Annotated in this window: 26 protein-coding genes; 19 read left to right on the plus strand and 7 right to left on the minus strand. The window is 61.0% G+C overall.

Annotated elements, in window-relative coordinates; translation table 11 throughout:
• The first annotated feature begins 92 nt into the window (after positions 1–92).
• The gene (locus HX812_RS18470; protein ID WP_038850689.1) at positions 93–1013 is read left to right on the plus strand and encodes an alpha/beta hydrolase; all 921 of its coding nucleotides are present in this window, start codon (positions 93–95) and stop codon (positions 1011–1013) included.
• Between the two features lie 6 nt (positions 1014–1019).
• Here HX812_RS18470 and HX812_RS18475 read toward each other — a convergent pair whose 3' ends face one another.
• Entirely contained in the window at positions 1020–1772 is a 753-nt protein-coding gene (locus HX812_RS18475; protein ID WP_033897572.1) for a DUF2059 domain-containing protein, read from the minus strand.
• Between the two features lie 131 nt (positions 1773–1903).
• Between HX812_RS18475 and HX812_RS18480 the strand changes: the two genes are divergently transcribed.
• Both HX812_RS18480 and HX812_RS18485 read left to right on the plus strand, forming a co-directional pair.
• Positions 1904–2536, plus strand: coding sequence for a 2OG-Fe(II) oxygenase (locus HX812_RS18480; RefSeq protein WP_025999959.1), 633 nt, complete (start codon positions 1904–1906; stop codon positions 2534–2536).
• A gap of 2 nt (positions 2537–2538) precedes the next feature.
• Positions 2539–3021: a DUF523 domain-containing protein gene (locus tag HX812_RS18485; protein ID WP_038850688.1), complete on the plus strand. Its 483-nt coding sequence runs from the start codon at positions 2539–2541 to the stop codon at positions 3019–3021.
• Here the strand turns inward: HX812_RS18485 and HX812_RS18490 are convergent, their stop codons facing one another.
• The gene (locus HX812_RS18490; RefSeq protein ID WP_038850686.1) at positions 3022–3513 is read right to left on the minus strand and encodes a transporter substrate-binding domain-containing protein; all 492 of its coding nucleotides are present in this window, start codon (positions 3511–3513) and stop codon (positions 3022–3024) included.
• A gap of 134 nt (positions 3514–3647) precedes the next feature.
• Here HX812_RS18490 and HX812_RS18495 point away from each other — a divergent pair, with 134 nt between their 5' ends.
• Positions 3648–4088, plus strand: coding sequence for a DUF4399 domain-containing protein (locus HX812_RS18495; RefSeq protein ID WP_038850683.1), 441 nt, complete (start codon positions 3648–3650; stop codon positions 4086–4088).
• Between the two features lie 62 nt (positions 4089–4150).
• On the opposite strand, the gene serA is transcribed toward HX812_RS18495, so the two are convergent.
• Positions 4151–5380, minus strand: coding sequence for a phosphoglycerate dehydrogenase (serA, locus tag HX812_RS18500; protein WP_003195214.1), 1230 nt, complete (start codon positions 5378–5380; stop codon positions 4151–4153).
• 204 nt (positions 5381–5584) lie between these two features.
• Here serA and HX812_RS18505 point away from each other — a divergent pair, with 204 nt between their 5' ends.
• The 4 genes from HX812_RS18505 (at position 5585) to HX812_RS18520 (ending at position 9868) form a co-directional block, all read left to right on the plus strand.
• A complete protein-coding gene (locus HX812_RS18505; protein ID WP_016979015.1) occupies positions 5585–6979 on the plus strand; it encodes an FAD-binding oxidoreductase in 1395 nt (464 codons plus the stop codon).
• 21 nt (positions 6980–7000) lie between these two features.
• Positions 7001–7666 (plus strand): fumarylacetoacetate hydrolase family protein, encoded by a 666-nt coding sequence (locus HX812_RS18510; protein WP_038850681.1) that lies wholly within the window; start codon positions 7001–7003, stop codon positions 7664–7666.
• Positions 7667–7906: 240 nt separating this feature from the next.
• On the plus strand, positions 7907–8839 hold the full coding sequence (locus HX812_RS18515; protein ID WP_218174386.1) for an SdiA-regulated domain-containing protein: 933 nt from the start codon (positions 7907–7909) through the stop codon (positions 8837–8839).
• Positions 8840–8959: 120 nt separating this feature from the next.
• The gene (locus HX812_RS18520; RefSeq protein WP_038850679.1) at positions 8960–9868 is read left to right on the plus strand and encodes an SdiA-regulated domain-containing protein; all 909 of its coding nucleotides are present in this window, start codon (positions 8960–8962) and stop codon (positions 9866–9868) included.
• Here HX812_RS18520 and rpiA read toward each other — a convergent pair.
• On the minus strand, positions 9855–10529 hold the full coding sequence (gene rpiA, locus HX812_RS18525; protein ID WP_038850678.1) for a ribose-5-phosphate isomerase RpiA: 675 nt from the start codon (positions 10527–10529) through the stop codon (positions 9855–9857). The two genes, HX812_RS18520 and rpiA, sit on opposite strands and share 14 nt — an antisense overlap.
• Before the next feature lie 138 nt (positions 10530–10667).
• Here rpiA and ilvA point away from each other — a divergent pair, with 138 nt between their 5' ends.
• From ilvA to HX812_RS18540, 3 genes are read left to right on the plus strand one after another with little or no spacing between them, the layout of a single operon-like run.
• Positions 10668–12182, plus strand: coding sequence for a threonine ammonia-lyase, biosynthetic (gene ilvA, locus HX812_RS18530; RefSeq protein ID WP_038850677.1), 1515 nt, complete (start codon positions 10668–10670; stop codon positions 12180–12182).
• 41 nt (positions 12183–12223) lie between these two features.
• On the plus strand, positions 12224–12637 hold the full coding sequence (locus HX812_RS18535; RefSeq protein ID WP_038850675.1) for a DUF2269 family protein: 414 nt from the start codon (positions 12224–12226) through the stop codon (positions 12635–12637).
• A complete protein-coding gene (locus tag HX812_RS18540) occupies positions 12638–13105 on the plus strand; it encodes a DUF2269 domain-containing protein (RefSeq protein ID WP_038850673.1) in 468 nt (155 codons plus the stop codon).
• Positions 13106–13125: 20 nt separating this feature from the next.
• On the opposite strand, the gene HX812_RS18545 is transcribed toward HX812_RS18540, so the two are convergent.
• The gene (locus tag HX812_RS18545; protein WP_038850671.1) at positions 13126–13782 is read right to left on the minus strand and encodes an HAD family phosphatase; all 657 of its coding nucleotides are present in this window, start codon (positions 13780–13782) and stop codon (positions 13126–13128) included.
• Positions 13783–13925: 143 nt separating this feature from the next.
• Between HX812_RS18545 and HX812_RS18550 the strand changes: the two genes are divergently transcribed.
• Positions 13926–14405: an RNA pyrophosphohydrolase gene (locus HX812_RS18550; protein WP_003176750.1), complete on the plus strand. Its 480-nt coding sequence runs from the start codon at positions 13926–13928 to the stop codon at positions 14403–14405.
• A gap of 22 nt (positions 14406–14427) precedes the next feature.
• Complete coding sequence (gene ptsP, locus HX812_RS18555) at positions 14428–16707, plus strand: phosphoenolpyruvate--protein phosphotransferase (RefSeq protein WP_038850670.1); 2280 nt, start codon at positions 14428–14430, stop codon at positions 16705–16707.
• Positions 16708–16828: 121 nt separating this feature from the next.
• Here the strand turns inward: ptsP and HX812_RS18560 are convergent, their stop codons facing one another.
• Entirely contained in the window at positions 16829–17575 is a 747-nt protein-coding gene (locus HX812_RS18560; protein WP_038850669.1) for an NRDE family protein, read from the minus strand.
• Between the two features lie 120 nt (positions 17576–17695).
• Between HX812_RS18560 and HX812_RS18565 the strand changes: the two genes are divergently transcribed.
• The 3 genes from HX812_RS18565 to HX812_RS18575 all read left to right on the plus strand — a co-directional run bounded on the left by HX812_RS18565 (position 17696) and on the right by HX812_RS18575 (position 20257).
• Positions 17696–18478 (plus strand): sulfite exporter TauE/SafE family protein, encoded by a 783-nt coding sequence (locus HX812_RS18565; RefSeq protein ID WP_038850667.1) that lies wholly within the window; start codon positions 17696–17698, stop codon positions 18476–18478.
• A gap of 78 nt (positions 18479–18556) precedes the next feature.
• Entirely contained in the window at positions 18557–19369 is an 813-nt protein-coding gene (gene lgt / locus HX812_RS18570) for a prolipoprotein diacylglyceryl transferase (protein ID WP_010207296.1), read from the plus strand.
• 54 nt (positions 19370–19423) lie between these two features.
• Positions 19424–20257, plus strand: coding sequence for a thymidylate synthase (locus HX812_RS18575; protein ID WP_025999960.1), 834 nt, complete (start codon positions 19424–19426; stop codon positions 20255–20257).
• On the opposite strand, the gene cadR is transcribed toward HX812_RS18575, so the two are convergent.
• Positions 20258–20698, minus strand: coding sequence for a Cd(II)/Pb(II)-responsive transcriptional regulator (gene cadR, locus HX812_RS18580; protein ID WP_016979028.1), 441 nt, complete (start codon positions 20696–20698; stop codon positions 20258–20260).
• A gap of 85 nt (positions 20699–20783) precedes the next feature.
• Between cadR and HX812_RS18585 the strand changes: the two genes are divergently transcribed.
• From HX812_RS18585 to HX812_RS18595, 3 genes are all read left to right on the plus strand, one after another.
• On the plus strand, positions 20784–23042 hold the full coding sequence (locus HX812_RS18585) for a heavy metal translocating P-type ATPase (RefSeq protein WP_038850666.1): 2259 nt from the start codon (positions 20784–20786) through the stop codon (positions 23040–23042).
• A 15-nt stretch (positions 23043–23057) separates the two neighbouring features.
• The gene (locus HX812_RS18590) at positions 23058–23921 is read left to right on the plus strand and encodes a LysR family transcriptional regulator (RefSeq protein ID WP_016979030.1); all 864 of its coding nucleotides are present in this window, start codon (positions 23058–23060) and stop codon (positions 23919–23921) included.
• A gap of 145 nt (positions 23922–24066) precedes the next feature.
• Positions 24067–25090 (plus strand): putative 2-aminoethylphosphonate ABC transporter ATP-binding protein (locus tag HX812_RS18595; protein ID WP_178949120.1); only part of this gene is annotated, 1024 nt, incomplete at its 3' end.

Raw genomic sequence — 25090 nt, forward strand, 5'->3', positions numbered from 1 at the left:
TATCCTCGAAGGTCGCGTAGCTTGCCATGCTTGTCCTGACAGATGAATATCGCAGCTCGATATTCATCTTTGCCGCAAGTCTGGAAGCCTTTATGCCCGTTACCTTTGACCCTGATCATCTGCGCGAAAGCTTGCGGCCCCTTGTGGATGCGCAACCGCTTTCAGCCGAGGCGCGGGTCTACCAGCGTTTTTACGGTCTGGACCAGGCCGCGAGCCGCCTGGGGCGTTTCGAGGTGGAGGGTTTTGAGGTGGTGGCCCAGGTGTGGTGGCCGCAATCGCCTGTGGCGACGATGTTCATGTTCCATGGCTTCTACGACCACATGGGGCTGTACCGTCATGTGGTGAAGTGGGCGCTGGAGCAAGGCTTCGTGGTGATCGCCTGCGATTTGCCGGGGCATGGCCTGTCCAGTGGCGTGCGTGCCAGCATCGATGATTTTGCGGTGTATCAACAGGTGGTGAATGCGCTGTTCACCCAGGCGCAAGTGCTGCAACTGCCGCAACCCTGGCACCTGTTCGGGCAAAGCACCGGCGGCGCGGTGGTGGTGGATCACCTGCTCAACCATGGCGCCGACAGCCCGGCCCAGGGCAAGACTTTCCTGCTGTCACCCCTGGTGCGGCCGCGTGCCTGGGGGTGGTCGCAGGTCAGCTACTACCTGCTGCGTCCTTTCGTCAAAGGCATTGCGCGGCGATTCAGCGAGAACACCCACGATCCGGCGTTCAAGCCGTTCCTGGAAGCCGACCCGCTGCAGCCGCGCCAACTGCCGACTGCCTGGGTCGGCGCTTTGGCGCGCTGGATCAAACGCATCGAAGCCGCACCGCGCAGCACCCGGCGGCCCGTGATTGTTCAAGGCGAGGAAGACATGACGGTGGACTGGCAGCACAACCTGCAGGTGTTACGCGGCAAGTTCGACCAGCCCGAGGTGCTGATGCTGCCGCGTGGCAGGCATCATCTGGCCAATGAGATTCCGGAGATTCGCGAGGTGTATTTCAAGTACCTCACCGACCGTGTGTGATGGCGATCAGGGCGCCAGGCTTGAGGTGCTCTGGCCGACTGCCAGTCCGGCGCGAATGGCAGCGAGAGCCGCCTGGTAATACGCCTTACCCTCCGGTGACTCGGCAAACGTCGCGAACTCTTCCAGCTCCGGGTCGGACAAATCCCGATAGACGTACAGCAGTGTGTTGTTCAGATCCTTGTCGATCTGCTGCATCAACCGCTCACGCTGGCCGTTCAACATGCCTTGGGCCTGCCCACCGCCGAGCAGGCCGGGAATCATCTGGCTCAAGCTATCGGCCGCGACTCCGGCAATCGCCAGGCTGACTTCCGCACCGGCTTCTCGGGCTGGCAGGGCCTGGGCCAGGTGGCCGATGATCAGGCTGCGAGTCGCGTCGGCTTGGATTTTCGGCAGGCCCTGGGCGTTTTTCGCCAGTTGATCACGGCGCGTGGCGAGCAACTCGGCGGCGACAATCTTGCGGCCCAGGGGCGATTGGAAAAACGCCAGGGCCGGCTTGGGATCCGCCAGATTTTTGCGCAATTGCGCTTCGGCACGCTGGTCCACAGCCTGGGCGGCGAAGCGTTTATTGCTGTTGTCCACCAGCGCCTGGTACACCGCCGGTGGCAGGCTATTGCGGTAACGCTGCTGGGCGGCACTGAGGGCATCATTGAAATGCGCACGTTGTTCGGCCCAGCCGGCGACCTTGTACAACTGGTCATGGCCGTCTGCCCAGGCGGGCAAAACGCAGAACATCAGCAAGGAAAAAAACAAACGACGCATATGGACTCCTGTCAGTCGGCCACTATTGTCCGTGTCGGGCGTAGGATTTGTCGAGAAGTCCTATCAGTCACCTGACTAAAGTGCAGTCAGACGCTCGGCGGCTCTGTCGGATTCACAGGCGTATGGATACTATGCGCGCCATGCAAATACCCCTCGATCACCCCTTGCTGCAACGTATTGTCGACGACCTGGCCGAAAAGGGCTGGTCCCGGCAGGACGGCTTCCTGCCCCAGGCTCTGACCCTGGAACTGGCGGCTGAGTGCCGTAAACGTGCAGCCGAGGGTGAACTGGCCCCGGCGGCGGTAGGGCGTGGCCCGGCCCAGGAGATTCGCGAAGGCATTCGCGGTGACCATATCCAGTGGCTGGAGGACGGTGACGCGGCGGTCTGCGACACCTACATGGCGCTGATGGACAGCCTGCGTTTGGCGATGAACCGTGGCCTGTTCCTAGGCCTGGAAGATTTCGAAAGCCATTTCGCGATGTACCCACCGGGAGCGTTCTACCTCAAGCACCTGGACCGTTTCCGCGACGATGACCGGCGCATGGTTTCGGCGGTGATTTACTTGAACGACGCCTGGCTGCCCGAGCACGGCGGCCAATTGCGCATGTACCTCAAGGACGGCGTCGAATACGATGTGGTGCCCACCGGCGGTTGCCTGGTGGTGTTCCTGTCGGGCGAAGTGCCCCACGAAGTCATGCCCGCCACGCGCGAACGCCTGTCCCTTACCGGCTGGTTTCGTCGGCGGGGCAACGAGCCGTTCTGAACATGGAAAAGATACTGATCAGCCGCTGCCTGCTGGGGCACAAAGTGCGCTACGACGGTGGCTCCAGTGGGCCGTTTGACCAACTGGCGGTGTGGCAAGCCGAAGGGCGGGTGGTGGCGATCTGCCCTGAAGTGTCGGGTGGTTTGCCGACGCCTCGACCCGCTGCCGAAATTCCAGGCGGGCAAGGCGTGGATGTCTGGGAGGGCCGCGCTCAGGTGCTCACCGCCGAGGGCGAAGATTTCAGCGCGGCGTTCCTTGAGGGGGCGCGCCAGGCTTTGGCGCTGGTGCAGCGCCACAACATCCGCATCGCCGTGCTCAAGGCCAATAGCCCGTCGTGCGGCAACCTGCTCACCTATGACGGCACGTTTTCGGGTGTGAAAGTGAGTGGCGAAGGTGTGACGGCGGCGCTGCTGAGGCAGCATGGCGTTCAGGTATTCAGTGAATTGCAATTGCCCGAAGCCGCCGCCGCCCTGGCGCACCGCTGATTATTGGGCTTTGGCCACCGGCTCGGTTTCCAACCATTTCTGCGCCAAGGCCTTCAACCGGCCATCCGCCTTCACGCGCTGCAACGCTTTGTCCAGGCTCGCCTTGAACGCTGGATTGCCCTTCTGAAAGGGAATCGCCAGCGCCGGCTCCTCGTTGTAAAGCTCACTGAAATCGAACCGATCCTGCAACGCGGCAGTCATAGCGATATGGTTGATGGCCACGTCATATTTGCCGGTTGCCACGCCTGGGAGCAGGTCGCCGTCATCGGTGGTGATGAAGGAGGGGCGCACGTCCATTTCCTTGGCCAGTTGCTCGCCCAGTTCCACTTCGAAGCCGGTGAGTTTGTCGCCTTCCTTGAAATTGTACGGTGGGGTGTTGGCTTCAAGGGCGATGCGCAGTTCGCCACGGTCGAATACATCATCGACCAGTTCGGCATGAGCCAAAGGGCTCAGAAGGGGCAGCAACAGTAACAGGCCAGGCGAAAAGCGCATGGTCACTCCTAGAGATTTTTAATGTGCGAGGCGCCGTTCAGCATCGCTTTGCTATGGTGTTGAGTGCCTTGGACAGCAATTTGTCGCGAAGTTGTCATAACCCTACAGATTTCACAGAAAAACTGGAGAAGCGAATGAAAGCCTTTTTGTCCCGTGCAACCCTTGCCAGCCTGTTGCTGGGTGCCTCGATGTTGGCGAATGCTGCTGATGTCCCTCGTACGCCTGCTCCCAAAGGCGCCGAGGTGTTTATCGTCTCGCCCAAAGACGGCGCAACCGTCGACAAAACCTTCACCGTCAAATTCGGCGTCAAGGGCCTGGACCTGGAACCGATCGACAAGCAAGTACCGGGCGCCGGCCATCACCACCTGCTGGTCGACCAGGACGTGACGTCGCTCAAGGCCGACGAAGCCATTCCAGCCACGGCCACGTCGATTCACTTCGGCAAGGCGCAAACCGAGACCGAGCTGACCCTCGCACCTGGCAAGCACACCTTGCAGCTGGTGGCTGGCGATAACGTGCACCGCCAGTTCGAGCCCACTGTAGCCTCGAAAGTGATCACGGTTAACGTCAAATAAGATTTGTTCAGATGTAAAAAAGGGAGCCCGAGGGGCTCCCTTTTTCATGCTGCGGCGAAACCTTAGAACAACACGCGGCTACGAATGGTGCCGTTGATGTGCTGCAGCTTCTCTTGCGCCAGGTCCGAGTACTCGGCGTCGACGTCGATCACCACGTAGCCGACCTTCTCGTTGGTCTGCAGGAACTGACCGGAGATGTTGATGCCGTTTTCCGCGAAGACCTTGTTGATCTCCATCATCACGCCAGGAATGTTCTGGTGGATGTGCAGCAGACGGTGCTTGCCAGGGTGAGCCGGCAGGGCCACTTCCGGGAAGTTCACCGACGACACCGACGTACCGTTGTCGCTGTACTTGACCAGCTTCTCCGACACTTCCAGGCCGATGTTGGCTTGGGCTTCGGCAGTGGAACCGCCGATGTGCGGGGTCAGGATCACGTTGTCCAGGCCACGCAGCGGGCTCTCGAAGATGTCGTCGTTGGAGCGCGGCTCCACCGGGAACACGTCGATAGCGGCGCCGATCAGGTGCTTGTCCTTGATCGCGTCGGCCAGGGCGTCCAGCTCGACCACGGTGCCACGGGCAGCGTTGATCAGGATGCCGCCTTTCTTGATGGCGCGGATTTCCTTCTCGCCGATCATCCACTGGGTCTCAGCGGTTTCCGGAACGTGCAGGGTCACGATGTCGGACATGCCCAACAGCTCGGTCAGGCTGGCCACTTGCGTGGCGTTGCCCAATGGCAGCTTGGTCAGGGTGTCGTAGAAGAACACCTGCATGCCGAGGCCTTCGGCCAGGACCGACAACTGAGTACCGATCGAGCCGTAACCGACGATACCCAGCTTCTTGCCACGGATTTCGAAGGAGTTGGCTGCGCTCTTGATCCAGCCGCCACGGTGGCAGGAAGCGTTCTTCTCAGGAATGCCGCGCAACAACAGGATGGCCTCGGCCAGCACCAGTTCCGCAACGGAACGGGTGTTGGAGTACGGTGCGTTGAACACCGCGATGCCGCGCTCGCGCGCTGCGTTGAGGTCGACCTGGTTGGTGCCGATGCAGAAACAGCCGACCGCCACGAGTTTCTTGGCGTGATCGAAGATCTCTTCGGTCAGCTGAGTGCGGGAGCGAATGCCGATGAAGTGCGCGTCGGCGATCTTTTCCTTGAGTTGGGCTTCCGGCAGAGAACTGGTGATGTACTCAATGCTGGTGTACCCGGCGGCTTTCAGAACGTCGACAGCCGATGGGTGGACGCCTTCCAGAAGAAGGAACTTGATCTTGCTCTTATCGAGAGAAGTCTTGCTCATCTGCGTAAACCTGTATCCCGGAGAAAAATGGCAGGGAATCGGATCGCGTAAGCTGACCCGGACGGCAGGAAAGCCGTCACCGCAGAAACGCCCTTGGGCTCTGTCCTGCGGGGGCGGTATGCTAGCATACGCGCCCCGCAAACACTCATTCCTGCGACGTGAAGCGTTCTCAGGATGACCATGAATTGTTCGAGAGTTCTGTCGATGACCCATCCTGCCCTGATTGATGAGCTAAAGACCCTGGTTGAGCCCGGCAAAGTGCTGACCGATGCAGACTCCCTGGAGGCTTACGGCAAGGATTGGACCAAGCACTTCGCACCCGCGCCGACCGCCATTGTCTTCCCCAAGACCACTGAGCAGGTCCAGGCCATTGTGCGTTGGGCCAATACCCACAAGGTGGCGCTGGTGCCATCGGGCGGGCGTACCGGCTTGTCCGCCGCTGCCGTGGCGGCAAATGGCGAAGTGGTCGTGTCGTTCGACTATATGAACCAGATCCTCGACGTGAACCTCACCGACCGCACCGCTGTGTGCCAGCCGGGCGTGGTCACCAAGCAATTGCAGAACGTCGCTGAAGAAAAAGGCCTGTACTACCCGGTGGACTTCGCATCGTCCGGTTCCAGCCAGATTGGCGGCAATATCGGCACCAATGCCGGCGGGATCAAGGTGATTCGCTACGGCATGACCCGCAACTGGGTGGCCGGCATGAAAGTCGTCACCGGCAAGGGTGACGTACTGGAACTGAACCGCGACCTGATCAAGAACGCCACCGGCTACGACATGCGCCAGCTGTTCATCGGCGCTGAAGGCACCCTCGGCTTTGTGGTCGAAGCCACCATGCGTCTGGACCGTGCGCCGAAAAACCTCACCGCCATGGTGCTCGGTACGACTGACTTCGATTCGATCATGCCGGTCTTGCACGCGTTCCAGAGCAAGCTGGATCTGACCGCCTTCGAATTCTTCTCCGACAAGGCTCTGGCCAAGGTCATGGGCCGTGGCGACGTGCCGGCCCCGTTCGAAACCGAGTGCCCGTTCTACGCGCTGCTGGAATTCGAAGCCACCACCGAAGAAGTCGCCAACCACGCCCTGGAAACCTTCGAGCATTGCGTGGAGCAGGGCTGGGTGCTGGACGGCGTGATGAGCCAGAGCGAAACCCAACTGCACAACCTGTGGAAACTGCGCGAGTACATCTCCGAGACCATTTCCCACTGGACCCCGTATAAGAACGATATCTCGGTGACTGTCTCCAAAGTGCCGGCGTTCTTGAAGGAAATCGATGCGATCGTCGGCGAACACTACCCCGACTTCGAAATCGTCTGGTTCGGCCACATCGGTGACGGCAACCTGCACCTGAACATCCTCAAGCCGGAAAACCTGAGCAAGGACGAGTTCTTCGCCAAGTGCGCCACCGTGAACAAGTGGGTGTTTGAAACCGTCGAGAAGTACAACGGCTCGATCTCCGCCGAACACGGCGTAGGCATGACCAAGCGTGACTACCTGACTTACAGCCGCTCGCCGGTTGAAATCGAATACATGAAGGCTGTCAAAGCCGTGTTCGACCCGAACGGGATCATGAACCCTGGCAAGATCTTCGCTGTTTAATCGCCCTGAAGGAGTCGTTCCATGAGCTACCAGCACAAGTATGTCGACGGCACCAACATCCACTTTCCGGTCGGTAAAGTGGTGTGTATCGGGCGTAACTACGCCGAACACGCCAAGGAACTGGACAACCCGGTGCCGACCGAGCCGCTGCTGTTCATCAAGCCGGGCAGCTGCGTGGTGCCGCTGGAAGGTGGTTTCAGCATCCCGACCGAGCGCGGTTCGGTGCACTACGAGGCGGAAATCGCGGTATTGATCGGCAAGCCGTTGTCGACCAAGCCCAGCCGTGAAGAAGTGCTCGACGCCATTTCCGGCTTCGCCCCGGCCCTAGACCTGACGCTGCGCGACAAACAGGCTGAGCTGAAAGCCAAGGGCCTGCCGTGGGAAATCGCCAAGTCCTTCGATGGTGCGGCGGTGATCGCGCCGTTCGTGGTGGGCAGCACCTTCCCGGACGTGGCTGATATCGGCATCCGCCTGAGCATCAATGGCGAAGTGCGCCAGGATGGCAACAGCGCGCAGATGCTCAACCCGATCATCCCGATGATCCAGCACATGGCCGGCTGCTTCTCGCTGCAAGCGGGCGATGTGATCCTCACCGGCACCCCGGCTGGCGTGGGCCCGCTGAATGTGGGCGATGAGCTGGTGTTGGAACTGTCGGGCCAGAATCGCTTCGAAAGCAGCGTTCGCTGACGAAACGCAGTAAAAATGTGGGAGCGGGCTTGCTCGCGAATGCGGTGGATCAGTCGCCTAATACATTGACTGACACTCCGCCTTCGCGAGCAAGCCCGCTCCCACATTGGATTGCATGCATCCAGCTACCCGGCTTTTGCATTTTTTTCACACGCCATCCGGATAATCCCCAGCCTCTTGCGCGCGGGCCTGTCATTCCTGTGCTATCACCTAACGCTGACTTTCCGGAAAAAGCGCCCAATGGCCGTGTCCTTGCCCTCGCCCTCCGCTACACCCAAGCCGCGTTCTCGCTTTGCCTTGCGCTGGTATTCCTGGCTGTTGCTGGTGGGAGTGATCTCCTACGGCGTTGCCTGGGCCATGCACTGGGATGATCGCGGTGTGCTGTGGGTGCTGGAGCGTTTCGAAACGCCGGCCGAACGCCAGGAAAGCGTCTGGCTGCCGGACTACCAGGCGGTGATCGACGGTAAGCCTTTACCGGGCATGGAGAAGGACGAAGCTTCCGACGTCTCCTACAACCCTCAGACCAAAACCCTGTTTTCCGTGATGGGCAAGAACCCGTTCCTCGCTGAGTTGAGCCTGCAAGGCGACGTGCTGCGCAAGATGCCGCTCAACGGTTGGGATAACCCGGAAGGCGTGACGGTGATGGAAAACGGCTTGATCGCCGTGGTCGATGAGCGCCAGCACACACTGACCATCGTCAAGGTCGATGCCACCACCGTGGCGTTGAACAAGGCCGATTTCCCGAGTTATGACCTGGGCCCGTCCAAGGACCAGAACAAAGCCTTTGAAGCTATTACCTGGGACAAGCGCAACCAACAACTGGTGCTGGGCGAGGAGCGCCCGCCGGCGTTGTTCACCTGGAAAAGCGACGGCGGTGCGACCCTGTCTGGCGATAAGCAGAAGCTGGCCAGCAAGGAATTGGACATGCGTAACCTCTCGGCCCTGGCCGTCGACCCGCGCACCGGGCATTTGCTGGTGCTGTCGGCCGACTCACACCTGCTGCTGGAGCTGGACGAGAAGGGCGAGCAAGTCAGCTTCATGACCCTGCTCGGCGGTTTCAATGGTCTCAAGCACACCATTCCTCGGGCGGAAGGCGTGACCATGGACGAGAACGGCACGTTGTACATCGTCAGTGAGCCGAACCTGTTCTATCGTTTTGAAAAACAGAAATAACGGACAGTTTACGTCGGATAGTTCTCTATCAGCGGCATTCGCCAGACACCGGGGCGCGTTTAAGTTTAAATTCAGACAGGCGTGATATTCATTCGCCACTTTTGAATTTGAGCCCCCCTGATGCGACGACTAGCCCGCCCCAAACCGATGCTCTTTATGCTTGCGCTGATCGTCCTGATCGGCGCCGGGGTCGTTGCGCAGCACTTTCGGCTGTTCGAGCGCGCCTGGTTCAACTGGCAAGTGTGGCGCCAGCCAGCGAATGAGCGCTCCATCGGCCTGGCGGATTATCAGGTCGCCGTGGAAGCCCGGGTGATCGAAGGGCTTAATGACGATGTGTCGGCCCTCACCTACGACCCTATCCGTAAAAGCCTGTTTACCGTCACCAATCAAAACGCCGAACTGATCGAGCTGTCCCTGGAGGGCAAGATCCTGCGGCGCATTCCTTTGGTCGGGTTTGGCGACGCCGAGGCCGTGGAGTACATCAGCGAGAACATCTACGTCATCAGCGATGAGCGTCAGCAGCGCTTGATCAAGGTGCATGTGGACGACGACACCCAATTCCTCGACGCCGCGGATGCGGAGCAGATGACCCTGGGCCTGCATGTTGGCGGCAACAAGGGCTTTGAGGGCCTGGCCTATGACTCGGTGGGCAAGCGCCTGTTCGTGGCCAAGGAGCGCGACCCGATGTTGATCTACGAGATCCACGGCTTCCCCCACTTCAAACCGGAAAAAACCTACTCGGTACACGTGGTCAACAACCCCAAGCGTGATGCCGGATTGTTTGTGCGTGACCTGTCGAGCCTGCAATACGACGAGCGCAGCGGCCATCTGCTGGCGCTGTCGGATGAATCGTTCCTGGTGCTGGAACTGGATATCGACGGTCGCCCGTTGAGCAGTCTGTCACTGCTGAACGGGCGCCATGGCCTGAAAAAGCGGGTGCCTCAGGCGGAAGGGATCGCGATGGACGATGACGGTAACCTCTACCTCACCAGCGAGCCGAACCTGTTTTACGTGTTCAAGAAGCCTTGAGGGTTTTCACGCCTTCAGCGGTGCCCAGCAACAGCACATCCGCTGGGCGCGCTGCGAACAGGCCGTTGGTGACCACGCCGACGATCGCGTTGATCTGAGTTTCCAGCTCAACCGGATGAGTGATCTGCATGTTGAACACGTCGAGGATGATGTTGCCGTTGTCGGTCAACACGCCTTCGCGGTACACCGGGTCGCCGCCCAGTTTCACCAGCTCGCGGGCCACGTGGCTGCGGGCCATCGGGATCACTTCCACCGGCAGCGGGAACGCGCCGAGTACCGGCACCAGCTTGCTGGCGTCGGCGATGCAGATAAAAGTCTTGGCCACAGCCGCGACGATTTTCTCGCGGGTCAGGGCTGCGCCGCCGCCTTTGATCAGGTTCAGGTGTTCGTCGCTTTCATCGGCGCCGTCGATGTAGAACTCCAGGTCGCTCACGGTGTTGAGCTCGTACACCGGGATGCCATGGCCTTTCAGGCGCGCGGCGGTGGCTTCGGAGCTGGCCACGGCGCCGTCGAACGCGCCTTTTTGCTGGGCCAGTGCGTCGATGAAGCAGTTGGCAGTGGAGCCGGTGCCGACACCGACGATGCTCTTGTCGTCGAGTTTAGGAAGGATTAAATCGACAGCGGCCTGGGCCACTGCCTGTTTGAGTTGATCCTGGGTCATGCGGGCTCCGGAACGGGCGGGGAGTTAACGAGGGGCGCGAGTATAACCCAACAAAACCTCTGGATTCGTGTGGTCGCCCGGCCAAAAGCCGGGTTAGACTCCTTGGCCCTGCCAAACCGTGAAAGTAGATGCCCGCCAATGCTTGAACAGTACGTCAAAAAGATCCTCACCTCGCGCGTTTACGACGTTGCCGTAGAAACCCCGTTGCAGACCGCCCGCCAGCTCTCCGAGCGGCTGGGCAACCAGGTCTGGCTCAAGCGTGAAGACTTGCAGCCGGTGTTCTCGTTCAAGATTCGCGGCGCCTATAACAAGTTGACCCAGCTGACGGCTGAGGAGCGCGCACGCGGCGTGGTCACGGCGTCGGCGGGCAACCATGCCCAGGGCCTGGCCCTGGCGGCCAAGGTGCTGGGGGTCAAGGCCACTATCGTGATGCCCAAGACCACCCCGGAGATCAAGGTCGAAGGTGTGCGCTCGCGTGGCGGCAAAGTGGTGCTGCATGGTGATTCCTTCCCGGAAGCCCTGGCCTACTCGCTGAAACTGGTCGACGAAAAAGGCTACGTCTACATTCACCCCTACGATGATCCGCACACTATTGCCGGGCAGGGCACCGTGGCGATGGAGATCCTGCGCCAGCACCCGGGGCCGCTGGACGCGATTTTCGTTCCGGTGGGCGGCGGCGGGCTGATTGCCGGGATTGCGGCGTACGTGAAGTACCTGCGTCCGGACATCAAGATCATCGGCGTCGAGCCGGACGACTCCAATTGCCTGCAAGCTGCGCTGGCGGCGGGCGAGCGCGTGGTGTTGCCGACTGTTGGTATCTTTGCCGATGGCGTGGCAGTGGCGCAGATCGGCCAGCACACGTTTGATATCTGCAAAGACTATGTCGACGAAGTGATCACCGTGAGCACCGATGAGATCTGTGCGGCGATCAAGGACATCTACGACGACACCCGTTCCATCACCGAGCCGGCAGGGGCATTGGGTGTGGCGGGGATCAAGAAGTACGTCGAGACCCGTGGCGTCACCGGACAGACCCTGGTGGCCATCGACTCCGGCGCCAACGTCAACTTCGATCGCTTGCGCCATGTGGCCGAGCGCGCCGAGCTGGGTGAGGGCCGCGAAGCCATCATCGCCGTGACCATCCCCGAGAAACCCGGCAGCTTCAAGGCGTTTTGCGAGGCCGTGGGCAAGCGCCAGATCACCGAATTCAACTACCGCTTCCACTCCGGCAGCGAGGCGCACATCTTTGTCGGCGTGCAGACCCACCCGGAAAATGACCCGCGCAGCGCGCTGATCGCCAGCCTGACAGGCCAGGGTTTCCCGGTGCTGGACCTGACCGAGAACGAACTGGCCAAGTTGCACATCCGTCATATGGTCGGCGGCCATGCGGCCCACGTCAGCAATGAAGTGGTGTTTCGCTTCGAATTCCCGGAGCGTCCGGGGGCCTTGTTCAACTTTCTTAACAAATTGGGCGGGCGCTGGAACATCTCGATGTTCCACTATCGCAACCACGGCGCAGCCGATGGCCGTGTGGTCGCCGGCCTGCAAGTACCGGCGGACGAGCGTCATCTGGTACCGGCGGCCCTGGAAGCCATTGGCTACCCGTACTGGGATGAAAGCGATAACCCGGCCTACAAACTGTTCCTCGGTTGAGCGACTACGCTGATTGGGGCGGCCTTTAAGGAAGACGAGACATGGAAACCCTGATCACCCTGAAAGTTATCCACATCGCGGCCACGGTGTTGCTGCTGCTAAGCGGCCTGGGCCTGGCGATACTGGCTTGGCGCAAACGCAGTGCGGGCCCACCGGTGACCGTGCAGCGCCCCTGGGCGTTCGTCTGGTTGTTGATGGGCGTGTGTGTGGTGAGCATGCCGTTTACCGGCTGGTGGCTGGTGCACCTGATCGGCTGGCCGCTGGGGCAGACCTGGATCCTGGGTTCCAGCCTCCTCTATACCGTCGCGGCGCTGGCCTGGTTCTGGCTGGTGGCGCGCCTCAATCGCCTGCGCAAGGGCGAGGGCGGTAGCCTGAACTTCACGCTGGTGCTGGCGGTGGTCAGCCTGGTGGGGTTCGTCGCGATTGCCGGGTTGATGGGTGCCAAGCCCGTCTAGATGAGCGCTTACCTGCTGCTGAAAACCCTGCATATCCTGTCGTCGACCGTCCTGTTCGGGCTGGGCGCGGGCTCGGCTTACTACGCGATGCGCGCCTGGCGCACGGGCAATGTGGAAGTGATTGCCGCAACCTTCAAGCACCTGGTGTTCGCCGACTGGGCGTTTACTGCGACCACGGCGGTGTTCCAGCCGTTGAGCGGGATTGGCTTGATGCACCTGGCGGGCTGGTCGCTGCAGCAGAGTTGGTTGCAGTGGACGTTCGGTTTGTATGTGTTGGCGGGGATCTGCTGGTTACCGGTGGTGTGGTTGCAGATTCGGGTGCACGGGATGGCGGAGCAGGCGCTGCGGGACGGCACGGCAATGCCGATCAAGGCCGCGACCTATATGCGCTGGTGGTTTGGCCTGGGGTGGCCGGCGTTTCTCGCGTTTTTGGCGATTTTCTATCTGATGGTGGCCAAGCCGATGTAGGGCTTGACCACCACTGATCATCAGCTTCGCAATGTGATCACCGGCCAGCCACGCTTCTCGGCTTCAGCCCGTAGATTCGGATCCGGATCCACCGCCACCGGATGAGTCACCTGCTCCAGCAGCGGCAGGTCATTCATCGAGTCACTGTAGAAGTAGCTGTCTTCCAGGCTGTACCCGGTCTCTTCCAGCCAACGGTTCAAGCGCGTCACCTTGCCCTCGCGAAAGCACGGCACGTCAGTGCTGCGCCCGGTGTAGCGGCCGTTTTCCATCTCGCATTCGGTGGCGATCAAGGTTTCCACGCCCAGGCGTGCGGCAATCGGCGCGGTGACGAAACGGTTGGTGGCGGTGATGATCACCAGCTTGTCACCGGCGGCGCGGTGCTTGGCCAGCAGTTCGGCGGCCAGGGGCAGCATCAGCGCGTCGATGCAGTCGCGCATGAAATCGTTGTGCCACTCGTCTAACTGAGCCATCTCGGTACGGCCGAGGATTTCCAGGCTGAAGTTCAGGTAGGCGGCGTTGTCGAGCTTGCCGGCCAGGTAATCCTGGTAGAACTCGTCGTTGCGGGCCTTGTAGGCGATCGGGTCGAGAATCCCACGTTCACAGAGGTAATCGCCCCAGGCGTGATCGCTGTCACCGCCGAGGAGGGTGTTGTCCAAGTCGAATAAAGCCAGGCGCATTGCAGTTACTCGCTGAAATGTCTGTAAAAAGGCGTCCAGAATACGGTCTTTTCACAAGAGTGCACATAAGGTAAGAAGCCTCGTTGCCGCTTCATCAACCTTTGTGGAACAATGCGGCGACATGCGTTTGCGAGGTTGTTGCCGTGATCGACCCCGATGGTTTCCGTCCTAATGTCGGGATTATTCTTACGAATGATGCCGGACAGGTGCTATGGGCTCGCCGAATCAACCAAGATGCCTGGCAGTTTCCTCAAGGTGGAATCAACCCCGACGAAACCCCTGAAGACGCCTTGTACCGTGAGTTGAATGAAGAAGTCGGCCTTGAGCGCGAAGATGTACAGATTCTGGCCTGTACCCGTGGCTGGTTGCGCTATCGTTTGCCGCAACGCCTGGTGCGTACCCACAGCCAACCGCTGTGCATCGGCCAGAAGCAGAAATGGTTTCTCCTGCGCCTGATCTCCAACGAGCAGCGGGTGCGGATGGATTTGACCGGTAAACCGGAGTTCGATGGTTGGCGCTGGGTCAGCTATTGGTACCCGTTGGGCCAGGTGGTGACATTCAAGCGCGAGGTTTATCGTCGCGCTCTCAAAGAGCTTGCCCCGCGCCTTTTAGCGCGCGACTGACGACGGAGTTCGACCCCGAGCCATGCTCAATACGCTGCGCAAGATCGTCCAGGAAGTTAACTCCGCCAAGGATCTCAAGGCGGCGTTGGGGATTATTGTGTTGCGCGTCAAGGAAGCCATGGGCAGCCAGGTCTGCTCGGTTTACCTGCTGGACCCCGAGACCAACCGTTTTGTGCTGATGGCCACCGAGGGCTTGAACAAGCGCTCGATCGGCAAGGTCAGCATGGCGCCCAATGAAGGTCTGGTGGGCCTGGTGGGGACGCGTGAAGAACCCCTGAACCTTGAAAACGCGGCCGATCACCCGCGTTATCGCTACTTTGCCGAAACCGGCGAAGAGCGTTACGCCTCGTTCCTCGGTGCACCGATCATTCACCACCGCCGTGTCGTCGGCGTGTTGGTCATCCAGCAAAAAGAACGCCGCCAGTTCGACGAAGGTGAAGAAGCCTTCCTCGTGACCATGAGCGCGCAACTCGCAGGCGTAATCGCCCACGCCGAAGCCACCGGCTCGATTCGCGGCCTGGGGCGTGAAGGCAAGGGCATCCAGGAAGCCAAGTTCGTCGGCGTGCCAGGTTCGCCGGGCGCGGCTGTCGGTACGGCAGTGGTCATGTTGCCGCCGGCAGACCTGGATGTGGTGCCGGACAAGACCGTCAGCGACATCGACGCTGAAATCAAACTGTTCAAGACCGCCCTCGAAGGCGTGCGCGCCGACATGCGCAACCTGTCGAACAAGCTGGCCACTCAGTTGCGCCCCGAAGAGCGCGCACTGTTCGACGTGTACCAGATGATGCTCGATGACGCGTCCCTGGGTAACGAAGTCAAGACCGTGATCAAGACCGGCCAGTGGGCCCAGGGCGCACTGCGCCAGGTGGTCACCGATCACGTCAACCGTTTTGAAATGATGGATGACGACTACCTGCGTGAGCGGGCCTCGGATGTGCGCGACCTCGGTCGCCGTCTGCTGGCCAAGCTGCAGGAAGACCGCACTACCAACCTGGTTTACCCCGACAACACCATCCTTATCAGTGAGGAACTGACCGCCACCATGCTCGGCGAAGTGCCCGAGGGCAAGTTGGTGGGCCTGGTCTCGGTACTCGGTTCGGGCAACTCCCACGTTGCGATCCTGGCGCGTGCCATGGGCATCCCGACGGTGATGGGCCTGGTCGACCTGCCGTATGCCAAGGTCGACGGCATCGGCATGATCGTCGATGGCCATCGCGGTGAAGTGTTCACCAACCCCAGCGAAGTGTTGCGCAAGCAATACGCCGAGGTGGTTGAAGAAGAGAAGCAGCTGGCGCTGGGCCTCGATTCCTTGCGCGAACTGCCGTGTGTAACCACCGATGGTCACCGCGTGCCGTTGTTGGTCAATACCGGCCTGCTGGCCGACGTGGCCCGAGCGCAACAGCGCGGCGCCGAAGGGGTGGGGCTGTACCGCACCGAAGTGCCGTTCATGATCAACCAGCGTTTCCCGAGCGAGAAGGAGCAGCTGGCGATTTATCGCGAGCAACTGCAGGCCTTCCACCCGTTGCCGGTGACCATGCGCAGCCTGGACATCGGCGGCGACAAGTCACTGTCGTATTTCCCGATTAAAGAGGACAACCCGTTCCTCGGCTGGCGCGGAATTCGCGTCACCCTCGACCATCCCGAAATTTTCCTCGTACAGACCCGCGCCATGCTCAAGGCCAGCGAAGGTCTGAACAACCTGCGCATCCTGCTGCCGATGATTTCCGGCACTCATGAGCTTGAAGAGGCGCTGCACCTGATCCACCGCGCCTGGGGCGAAGTGCGCGACGAAGGCGCCGACGTACCGATGCCGCCGATTGGCGTGATGATCGAAATCCCGGCGGCGGTGTACCAGGCCAAGGAACTGGCGCGGCAGGTGGACTTCCTCTCGGTAGGTTCCAACGACCTGACCCAATACCTGCTGGCCGTGGACCGTAACAACCCACGGGTGGCCGACCTCTACGACTACCTGCACCCGGCGGTGCTGCAAGCCCTGCAACACGTGGTGCGCGACGCCCATGCCGAAGGCAAGCCGGTGAGTATCTGCGGTGAAATGGCCGGCGACCCGGCGGCGGCAGTGCTGTTGATGGCGATGGGTTTTGACAGTCTGTCGATGAACGCCACCAACTTGCCAAAGGTGAAGTGGATGCTGCGCCAGGTTGAGTTGAGCATGGCCAAGGACTTGCTGGCGGAGTTGATGACCATCGACAACCCGCAAGTTATCCACAGCTCGTTGCAGTTGGCGCTGAAGAACCTTGGGTTGACGCGGATGATCAACCCAGCGTCGGCGAAAACCTTGTAGCCGACAAAGATCAAAATGTGGGAGCGGGCTTGCTCGCGAATGCGGTGTATCAGTCACACATCCGGCGCCTGACACACAGTATTCGCGAGCAAGCCCGCTCCCACATTGGTTTTGTGGCGTGCTAGATATTGAGCTCGACCTCACCCAAGCGCCCACCATGCGGTCCAAAACTGCGCTCCACCATCCGCCGCGACCCGTCAGCATTCACAATCAACGCCGTACTTGCCCGCGTCCCATAACTTGGACTGGCAATAAACACGCTCGATAACAAACTCTCCGTCGCCAACCCCACCCCGGTATCCGGCAGGTCTGCAAACGGCGCCGTCTGCGGGTCGCTCAAAATCGCCAATAACGCCTCCGGCTGCGGATCATCCAGCACCGCACTCAACGCCGCCTTGGCCTTGAGCAGCTTGGGCCACGGCGTATCCAGCCCGGCGTTGGACAACCCATACACCCCAGCCTCCAATCGTGTCGGCTCAGTGTGGTTGGCGTTGTAATGCCACAGCTCATCGCGCGTGCCCACCAGCAGGTTAAACCCGGCATATTCGATCGAACGGCCGTTAACGTCGGCCAAATACTGGTCAATCGGCAGCGCACCGCTGAGAAATCGCGCCACCAACTCGCCACGGGATTTGCGGGCCGGTGGTTGATGCGGGTCACGGATATTGGTCAGGGCGGCAAAGCGCCCATCGGCATTCACCCCCAGCCAGGTGCCGCCTGCCTCCTGATCACGGCCGGCGTAGACCTCGGGCGCATCCAGCCACTGGGCCAGCGGCAGGCTGGGGCGGGCGTAGAACTCATCGCGGTTGGCCGCGACGATCAGCGGCTGGGCGTGGCCCGGCCGCCAGGCGAAAACAATCAGGCACATCAGGCGATCCCTTTTGTGTTTTTAGCCACTCTACCCACTCGAGTCGAGGCGTTCCATCGTATCCAGTTGGGTCGCATGCCTTCCATCCGTTAACATGCCGGACTTGGTTCGGGGGCTCCCATGGAATTTCTGCTGTATTTGCTGCTCGGCGCCTGTGCGGGTGTACTCGCCGGGCTGTTTGGCGTGGGCGGCGGGATCATCATCGTGCCGGTGCTGGTGTTCAGCTTCACCTTGCAGGGCTTCGACCCGCAGGTGCTGACCCACCTGGCCGTGGGCACTTCGCTTGCGACCATCATCTTTACCTCGGTGAATGCCGTGCGTGAGCACCACCGACGGGGCGCGGTGCGTTGGCCGATCTTTGTGTGGATGACCGTGGGCATCCTGATCGGCGCGGGCTTTGGCGCATTGACCGCCGAGGCGATTTCCGGCCCGCACCTGCAAAAGATCATCGGTGTATTTGCCTTGCTGGTAGCCGTTCAACTGGCACTGGACGTCAAGCCCAAGGCCAGCCGAACGGTGCCGGGCAAGTTTGGCCTGACCGTCGCCGGTACGTTTATCGGCTGGGCTTCGGCGATTTTCGGGATTGGCGGCGGCTCGCTGACCGTGCCGTTTTTGACCTGGCGCAGCGTGCCGATGCAACAGGCGGTGGCCACTTCATCGGCCTGCGGCCTGCCGATTGCGCTGGCCAGTGCATTAAGTTTCATGATTCTGGGCTGGCATGACCCGCTGTTGCCCGCTCATAGTCTAGGGTTCGTGTATTTGCCGGCGCTGCTGGGCATTGCACTGACCAGCATGGTGTTTGCCCGCTTCGGCGCACGCTTGGCGCATAAGCTGTCGCCGCGTTTGCTGAAACGGCTATTCGCCGGACTGCTGTTCTGTGTCGGCTTAAACTTTTTGCTTTAAAGAATTTGGATAATGCAGGCTTAATCGCGGCCCGGCATGGTCCCGGGCGCTATAACGAATGATTAACGAGGAGTCGCAATGCTGCCTTACCCGCAGATCGACCCGGTGGCCCTGGCCATCGGTCCGCTGAAAATCCACTGGTACGGGTTGATGTACCTGATCGGCATCGGCGGTGCCTGGTTCCTGGCTTCCCGCCGCCTGAACCGGTTCGACCCGACCTGGACCAAGGAGAAGCTCTCCGACCTGATTTTCTGGCTGTCGATGGGCGTGATTGTCGGCGGACGCCTGGGGTATGTGCTGTTCTACGACCTCTCCGCGTACATAGCCAACCCGACGCTGATATTTGAAGTGTGGAAGGGCGGCATGGCGTTCCACGGCGGCTTTATCGGCGTGATGATCGCCGCCTGGTGGTTCGGTCGCCGCAACGGCAAGTCGTTCTTCCAGCTGATGGACTTCGTCGCGCCGATGGTGCCGATCGGCCTGGGCGCAGGGCGCATTGGTAACTTCATCAACGCCGAGTTGTGGGGCAAGCCGACCGACGTGCCGTGGGCCATGGTGTTCCCACCGTTCAGCGACCCGGCGCAACTGCCGCGCCACCCGTCGCAGCTTTATCAGTTCGCGTTGGAAGGCGTGGCGCTGTTCCTTATCCTGTACATCTTTTCGCGCAAGCCTCGCCCGACCATGGCGGTTTCCGGCATGTTCGCGCTGTTCTACGGGATCTTCCGCTTTATCGTCGAGTTCGTGCGCGTGCCGGATGCACAATTGGGCTACCTGGCGTTCGGTTGGGTGACCATGGGTCAGATCCTCAGCTTGCCGATGATCCTCGGTGGCCTGGGCTTGCTGTGGTGGGCGTACAATCGCCCGCAGCCGCTGAAGAACACCGCGCTTTAAATTCGAATGCCGAGGCGGTTGCGCAGCCTCGGCTTCAACGATACGGGTAAAAAAATGAAGCAATATCTCGAGCTACTGAACGACGTCGTGACCAATGGATTGACCAAGGGCGATCGCACCGGCACCGGCACCAAGGCCGTGTTTGCCCGTCAGTATCGGCATAACTTGGCCGACGGCTTCCCGCTGCTGACCACCAAGAAGCTTCACTTCAAAAGCATTGCCAACGAGCTGATCTGGATGTTGAGTGGCAACACTAACATCAAGTGGCTCAACGAGAACGGCGTGAAAATCTGGGACGAATGGGCCACCGAAGACGGTGACCTGGGCCCGGTGTACGGCGAACAATGGACCGCCTGGCCGACCAAGGACGGCGGCACGATCAACCAGATCGACTACATGGTCCACACGCTGAAGACCAACCCCAACAGCCGGCGCATCCTGTTCCACGGCTGGAACGTCGAGTACCTGCCCGACGAGACCCAGAGCCCGCAGGAAAACGCGCGCAACGGCAAGCAAGCCCTGCCGCCGTGCCACCTGTTGTACCAGGCGTTTGTGCACGACGGTCACCTGTCGATGCAGTTGTACATCCGCAGCTCTGACGTGTTCCTCGGCCTGCCGTACAACACCGCCGCGCTGGCCTTGCTCACCCATATGCTGGCCCAGCAGTGCGACCTGATTCCTCACGAGATCATCGTCACCACCGGCGACACCCATGCCTACAGCAACCATATGGAACAGATCCGCACCCAGCTGGCGCGCACGCCGAAGAAGCTGCCGGAGCTGGTGATCAAGCGCAAACCGGCGTCGATCTACGACTACAAGTTCGAAGACTTCGAAATCGTCGGTTACGACGCCGACCCAAGCATCAAGGCTGACGTGGCGATCTGATCAATGCCCATGGCTGCGCCCTACATGTGAGGGCTCAGCCTCGCTGGCTGCCACACTCCCGCTGACTTCCAGCCGCTGCAAAATCCCACACTCCGGTCCGCCACCACAACGTTGGCGCAGGTCCAGCAATTGCTCCTGCAGCGCCAACAGCCCATCGATCCGCGCTTTCACATGGTGGATATGCTCGTCAATCAACGCATTCACGTTTTCGCACTGGTCCTGGGGGCTGTCGCGCAAGCCCAGCAGGCTGCGGATTTCTTCCAGGGTCATGTCCAGGCTGCGACAGTTACGGATAAACACCAGTCGCTCGGTGTGCGCCTGGGTGTACACGCGGTAGTTGGCGTCGGTGCGCGCCGGGGGTGGCAGCAGGCCTTCCTTCTCGTAGTAACGGATGGTTTCCACCGGGCAGTCGGTCAGTTTGGCCAGTTCGCCGATCTTCATCGCAGCAATCTCCAAATGGGTGCTTGACCCTATAGTGGCTACAGGGTCTTTACTTGGCAACAGGCACCTTTACGGACGCGACAGAATGAGCGATTCCATCCACACCCCGCACAAACACGAGCATGATCACGACCACGATCATGGCCCGAAAAAACTCACGCCGGTGCATGACCACGGCCACGGCGGCTCCTGCTGTGCCGGAACGCCGGCCCCGGCGCTGGTGCAACTGAGCGAGGCGCCTACCGCCGGCTCGCGGTTGAGCACCTTTCGCATCGAAGCCATGGACTGCCCCACCGAGCAGACGCTGATTCAGAACAAACTGGGCAAGCTGGCCGGCGTGCAGCAACTTGAGTTCAACCTGATCAACCGTATCCTCGGCGTCACTCACGACTTGCCGAGCACTGCGCCGATCATCGACGCCATCAAATCCCTGGGGATGCAGGCTGATCCCATCGAAGAAGGCACCCCTGCCGCTGAGCCGCCGGCCAAGAAGCACTGGTGGCCACTGGCGTTGTCCGGCGTGGGTGCGTTGGGGGCCGAAGTGCTGCACTTCAGCGGCGTCGCGCCCACCTGGGTGATCGCGCTGGTGGCGCTGGTGTCGATCCTCAGCGGCGGCCTCACCACGTACAAAAAGGGCTGGATTGCCCTGAAAAATCTCAACCTGAACATCAATGCCCTGATGAGCATCGCCGTGACCGGTGCAATCCTGATCGGACAATGGCCGGAAGCCGCCATGGTGATGTTCCTGTTCACCGTGGCCGAGTTGATCGAAGCCAAGTCCCTGGACCGTGCGCGCAATGCCATCAGCGGCTTGATGCAGATGACGCCGGAGCAAGCCACGGTACAGCAGGCCGATGGTTCGTGGGCTGAACAGGAAGTCAAAAGCATTGAGTTGGGTGCAATCGTGCGGGTAAAACCCGGCGAGCGCATCGGCCTGGACGGTGAAGTCACCGCCGGCCAATCCACCATCGACCAGGCACCGATCACCGGTGAAAGCCTGCCGATTGAGAAAACCGTGGGTGATAAAGTTTTCGCCGGCACCATCAACCAGGCCGGCTCCCTGGAATACAAAGTCACCGCCGCGGCCAACAACTCCACCCTGGCGCGCATCATTCATGCGGTGGAACAGGCCCAAGGCGCCCGCGCGCCGACCCAGCGCTTTGTCGACAGCTTCTCGAAGATCTATACCCCGGCGGTGTTTCTGTTCGCCCTCGGCGTGGCCATTATTCCGCCGCTGTTCATGGCCGGCGCCTGGTTTGACTGGATCTACCGCGCCCTGGTGTTGCTGGTAGTGGCGTGCCCGTGTGCGCTGGTGATTTCCACCCCGGTGACCATCGTCAGCGGCCTCGCGGCGGCAGCGCGCAAAGGCATCTTGATCAAGGGCGGCGTGTACCTGGAAGGTGGTTACAAACTCGACTACCTGGCCCTCGACAAGACTGGCACCATCACTCACGGCAAGCCGGTGCAAACCGATTACCTGGCGCTGTTCCCCAACGTCGCAGACAGCGCGCCGGCCTTGGCCGCCAGTCTGGCTGGGCGTTCCGATCACCCGGTGTCGCTGGCGATCGCCAACGCGGCTGTGGATAAAAACCTGCCCACCCATGTTGTGGATAACTTCGAGGCCCTGGCCGGTCGCGGCGTGCGTGGCGACATCAACGGCGAAACCTACCACCTGGGCAATCACCGCCTGGTGGAAGACCTGGGCCTGTGCTCGCCGGAGCTGGAAGAAAAACTTTTCGCCCTGGAAAAGCAGGGCAAGTCCGTGGTGCTGTTGCTCGACAAGTCCGGCCCATTGGCACTGTTCGCCGTGGCCGACACGGTCAAGGACAGCAGCCGCGAAGCCATCCAGCAACTGCACGAGCTGGGCGTCAAGACCCTGATGCTCACCGGCGACAACACTCACACCGCCCAGGCGATTGCCGCCCAGGTGGGTATCGACCAGGCCCAGGGCGACCTGTTGCCGACCGACAAACTGCAAGCCATCGAGGCTCTCTACGGTCAAGGCCACCGCGTGGGCATGGTCGGTGACGGCATCAACGACGCCCCGGCGTTGGCCCGTGCCGAAATCGGTTTTGCCATGGCCGCAGCGGGCACCGATACGGCCATCGAGACCGCCGACGTGGCGCTGATGGACGATGATTTGCGCAAGATTCCGGCATTCATTCGTCTGTCGCGGCAAACGTCGAGTATCCTCAAGCAGAACATCGCCCTGGCGTTGGTGATCAAGGCGATCTTTCTGGCGGTCACCTTCCTGGGCTTGGCCACCATGTGGATGGCGGTGTTCGCCGACATGGGCGTGAGCCTGCTCGTGGTGTTCAATGGCCTGCGCCTGTTGCGCAAATAGAGATGAGAGGGTGGTGTGCTGAGTGCCGAGCTGAAGGCTTTTTTCATGGTCGCCCGCCTGGGCAGCATCACCCAGGCGGCGAAAAAACTCGGCCTGAGCCAGCCCACGGTCACTACCCAGATCCGTAACCTCGAAAGCCAATACGGCGTCGAGCTGTTCTACCGCGGCGGTCGCCGCCTTACCGTCAGCGACGAGGGCGCGCGCCTGCTGCCGATGGTCAAGGCGCTGTTGCAGCAGGAAGCGGACATCGAGTTTTTCCTGCGCAACAATGGCCAGGTCCAGGGCGCATTGAGGATTGCCGCCACGGCGCCTTACTACATCCTCGACCTGGTCAAAGCCTTTCGCGAACGCCTGCCGCAAGTGGAGGTGTCGGTGGAAATCGGTAACTCCCAGCAGGTGCTCGAAGCGCTGGATGATTACCGCGTCGACGTCGCCGCCTCCTCGCAACTGCTGGAAGACCCGCGCCTGATCCGCCGTGTGCTGGGCACCGACCCGCTGGTGCTGGCGGTGCATCGCAACCATCCCCTGGCCAAGCTGGATCACGTGCCGCTGAGCGCTTTGGCCGGGCACACCTTGCTGATGCGTGAAGCGGGCTCAACCACGCGACGCCTCACCGAAGAACTCCTGCAAAGCGCCAACGTGAGCTACGGCCCGTTGCTGGAAATCGGCAGCCGCGAGTCGATCCGTGAGGCGGTGTTGCGCAACATCGGCATCAGCATCATTGCGCGTCAGGAAGTGCCACACGATCCGCAATTGCGCGTGCTGACCTTCGAGAATGCGCCGCAGATTCCGGAGTATCTCTACTGCCTCAAGGAACGCAAAGGCGCACGGTTGCCGGCGGCATTTCTGGGGTTGGCGCAGGAAATGTCACCGCTTTAACGATCAAGCCCGATCGCCACAACAAGGCTGCCCGCGTCCTACCCAAATCCACCAATACCACTATCACCGCGTTTTGCCTTTCTGCCACATGAGGGACGCATTGCCTGCCTAGCATGGGCTTCATCAGTTCGATGAGGTGCCTTGCATGAACACAGCCCTGACCCAACCCGGCGCGCCGATGAAAGTGCGCGGTATCCAGAAACGCTTCGGCGCTTTTACTGCGCTGGACAACGTCTCCCTGGACGTCGCCGCCGGCGAGCTGGTGTGCCTGCTGGGCCCGTCCGGTTGCGGCAAGACCACTTTGCTGCGCTGCATCGCTGGCCTGGAGCGCCAGGACAGCGGCGAACTGTACCTGGGCAGCCGTGATGTTTCCCTGCTGCCGCCCCAGGCACGGGACTACGGCATTCTGTTTCAGTCCTACGCGTTGTTCCCCAATCTGACTGCCGAAGCGAATATCGGCTACGGCCTCACCGGCAGCGGTCGCGATGAAGTGCGCAAGCGCGTCGGGCAGATGCTGGAATTGGTCGGCCTGGTCGGCAGTGAAAAGAAATACCCCGGCCAACTCTCCGGTGGCCAGCAACAACGTGTCGCCCTGGCCCGTGCTTTGGCGCCTGCACCTTCGTTGTTGTTGCTGGATGAACCGATGTCGGCCCTCGACGCCCGCGTCCGTGAGCATCTGTGCACCGAGCTGCGCCAACTGCAACGCCGCCTGGGCATCACTACGCTGATGGTCACCCACAACCAGGATGAAGCCATGCTGATGGCCGACCGCATCGCCGTGATGAACAACGGCAAGGTCGAGCAATACGCCACGCCCCAGGAAATCTATGACCGCCCAGCGACGCCGTTTGTGGCGGAGTTTGTCGGCCAGGGCAACTGGCTGCCGTTCAGCCGCAACAGTGCCAGCCATGCCCAGGTCGGTGGGATGAACATGCGCCTGGCCGACGATGCCGGCGTGGCCAAGTCCGGCCGCTTGTTCTGTCGCCCGGAGGCGATCAGCGTCAACCCTCCAGTGCATGAAGAAAACCTGTTCCCGGCCAAGGTCCGCGAGATCACCTTCCTCGGCAACCGTTGCCGCATGAGTTTCGAGCTGGAGCAATTGCCCGGCCATGCGCTGCTGGCCGAGTTAGCCCCGGAAGCCATGCCGCGCCTGGGCGCCCAGGACATCT

The sequence above is a fragment of the Pseudomonas sp. IPO3749 genome (assembly GCF_013386605.1).
Classification (GTDB): domain Bacteria; phylum Pseudomonadota; class Gammaproteobacteria; order Pseudomonadales; family Pseudomonadaceae; genus Aquipseudomonas; species Aquipseudomonas azotoformans_A.

What these genes read in the sequence shown, in the direction of transcription:
- HX812_RS18470 (WP_038850689.1), top strand. Translation starts at nt 93, where the DNA reads ATGCCCGTTACCTTTGACCCTGATCATCTGCGCGAAAGCTTGCGGCCC.
- HX812_RS18475 (WP_033897572.1), bottom strand. Translation starts at nt 1,772, where the DNA reads ATGCGTCGTTTGTTTTTTTCCTTGCTGATGTTCTGCGTTTTGCCCGCC.
- HX812_RS18480 (WP_025999959.1), top strand. Translation starts at nt 1,904, where the DNA reads ATGCGCGCCATGCAAATACCCCTCGATCACCCCTTGCTGCAACGTATT.
- HX812_RS18485 (WP_038850688.1), top strand. Translation starts at nt 2,539, where the DNA reads ATGGAAAAGATACTGATCAGCCGCTGCCTGCTGGGGCACAAAGTGCGC.
- HX812_RS18490 (WP_038850686.1), bottom strand. Translation starts at nt 3,513, where the DNA reads ATGCGCTTTTCGCCTGGCCTGTTACTGTTGCTGCCCCTTCTGAGCCCT.
- HX812_RS18495 (WP_038850683.1), top strand. Translation starts at nt 3,648, where the DNA reads ATGAAAGCCTTTTTGTCCCGTGCAACCCTTGCCAGCCTGTTGCTGGGT.
- serA (WP_003195214.1), bottom strand. Translation starts at nt 5,380, where the DNA reads ATGAGCAAGACTTCTCTCGATAAGAGCAAGATCAAGTTCCTTCTTCTG.
- HX812_RS18505 (WP_016979015.1), top strand. Translation starts at nt 5,585, where the DNA reads ATGACCCATCCTGCCCTGATTGATGAGCTAAAGACCCTGGTTGAGCCC.
- HX812_RS18510 (WP_038850681.1), top strand. Translation starts at nt 7,001, where the DNA reads ATGAGCTACCAGCACAAGTATGTCGACGGCACCAACATCCACTTTCCG.
- HX812_RS18515 (WP_218174386.1), top strand. Translation starts at nt 7,907, where the DNA reads ATGGCCGTGTCCTTGCCCTCGCCCTCCGCTACACCCAAGCCGCGTTCT.
- HX812_RS18520 (WP_038850679.1), top strand. Translation starts at nt 8,960, where the DNA reads ATGCGACGACTAGCCCGCCCCAAACCGATGCTCTTTATGCTTGCGCTG.
- rpiA (WP_038850678.1), bottom strand. Translation starts at nt 10,529, where the DNA reads ATGACCCAGGATCAACTCAAACAGGCAGTGGCCCAGGCCGCTGTCGAT.
- ilvA (WP_038850677.1), top strand. Translation starts at nt 10,668, where the DNA reads ATGCTTGAACAGTACGTCAAAAAGATCCTCACCTCGCGCGTTTACGAC.
- HX812_RS18535 (WP_038850675.1), top strand. Translation starts at nt 12,224, where the DNA reads ATGGAAACCCTGATCACCCTGAAAGTTATCCACATCGCGGCCACGGTG.
- HX812_RS18540 (WP_038850673.1), top strand. Translation starts at nt 12,638, where the DNA reads ATGAGCGCTTACCTGCTGCTGAAAACCCTGCATATCCTGTCGTCGACC.
- HX812_RS18545 (WP_038850671.1), bottom strand. Translation starts at nt 13,782, where the DNA reads ATGCGCCTGGCTTTATTCGACTTGGACAACACCCTCCTCGGCGGTGAC.
- ptsP (WP_038850670.1), top strand. Translation starts at nt 14,428, where the DNA reads ATGCTCAATACGCTGCGCAAGATCGTCCAGGAAGTTAACTCCGCCAAG.
- HX812_RS18560 (WP_038850669.1), bottom strand. Translation starts at nt 17,575, where the DNA reads ATGTGCCTGATTGTTTTCGCCTGGCGGCCGGGCCACGCCCAGCCGCTG.
- HX812_RS18565 (WP_038850667.1), top strand. Translation starts at nt 17,696, where the DNA reads ATGGAATTTCTGCTGTATTTGCTGCTCGGCGCCTGTGCGGGTGTACTC.
- lgt (WP_010207296.1), top strand. Translation starts at nt 18,557, where the DNA reads ATGCTGCCTTACCCGCAGATCGACCCGGTGGCCCTGGCCATCGGTCCG.
- HX812_RS18575 (WP_025999960.1), top strand. Translation starts at nt 19,424, where the DNA reads ATGAAGCAATATCTCGAGCTACTGAACGACGTCGTGACCAATGGATTG.
- cadR (WP_016979028.1), bottom strand. Translation starts at nt 20,698, where the DNA reads ATGAAGATCGGCGAACTGGCCAAACTGACCGACTGCCCGGTGGAAACC.
- HX812_RS18585 (WP_038850666.1), top strand. Translation starts at nt 20,784, where the DNA reads ATGAGCGATTCCATCCACACCCCGCACAAACACGAGCATGATCACGAC.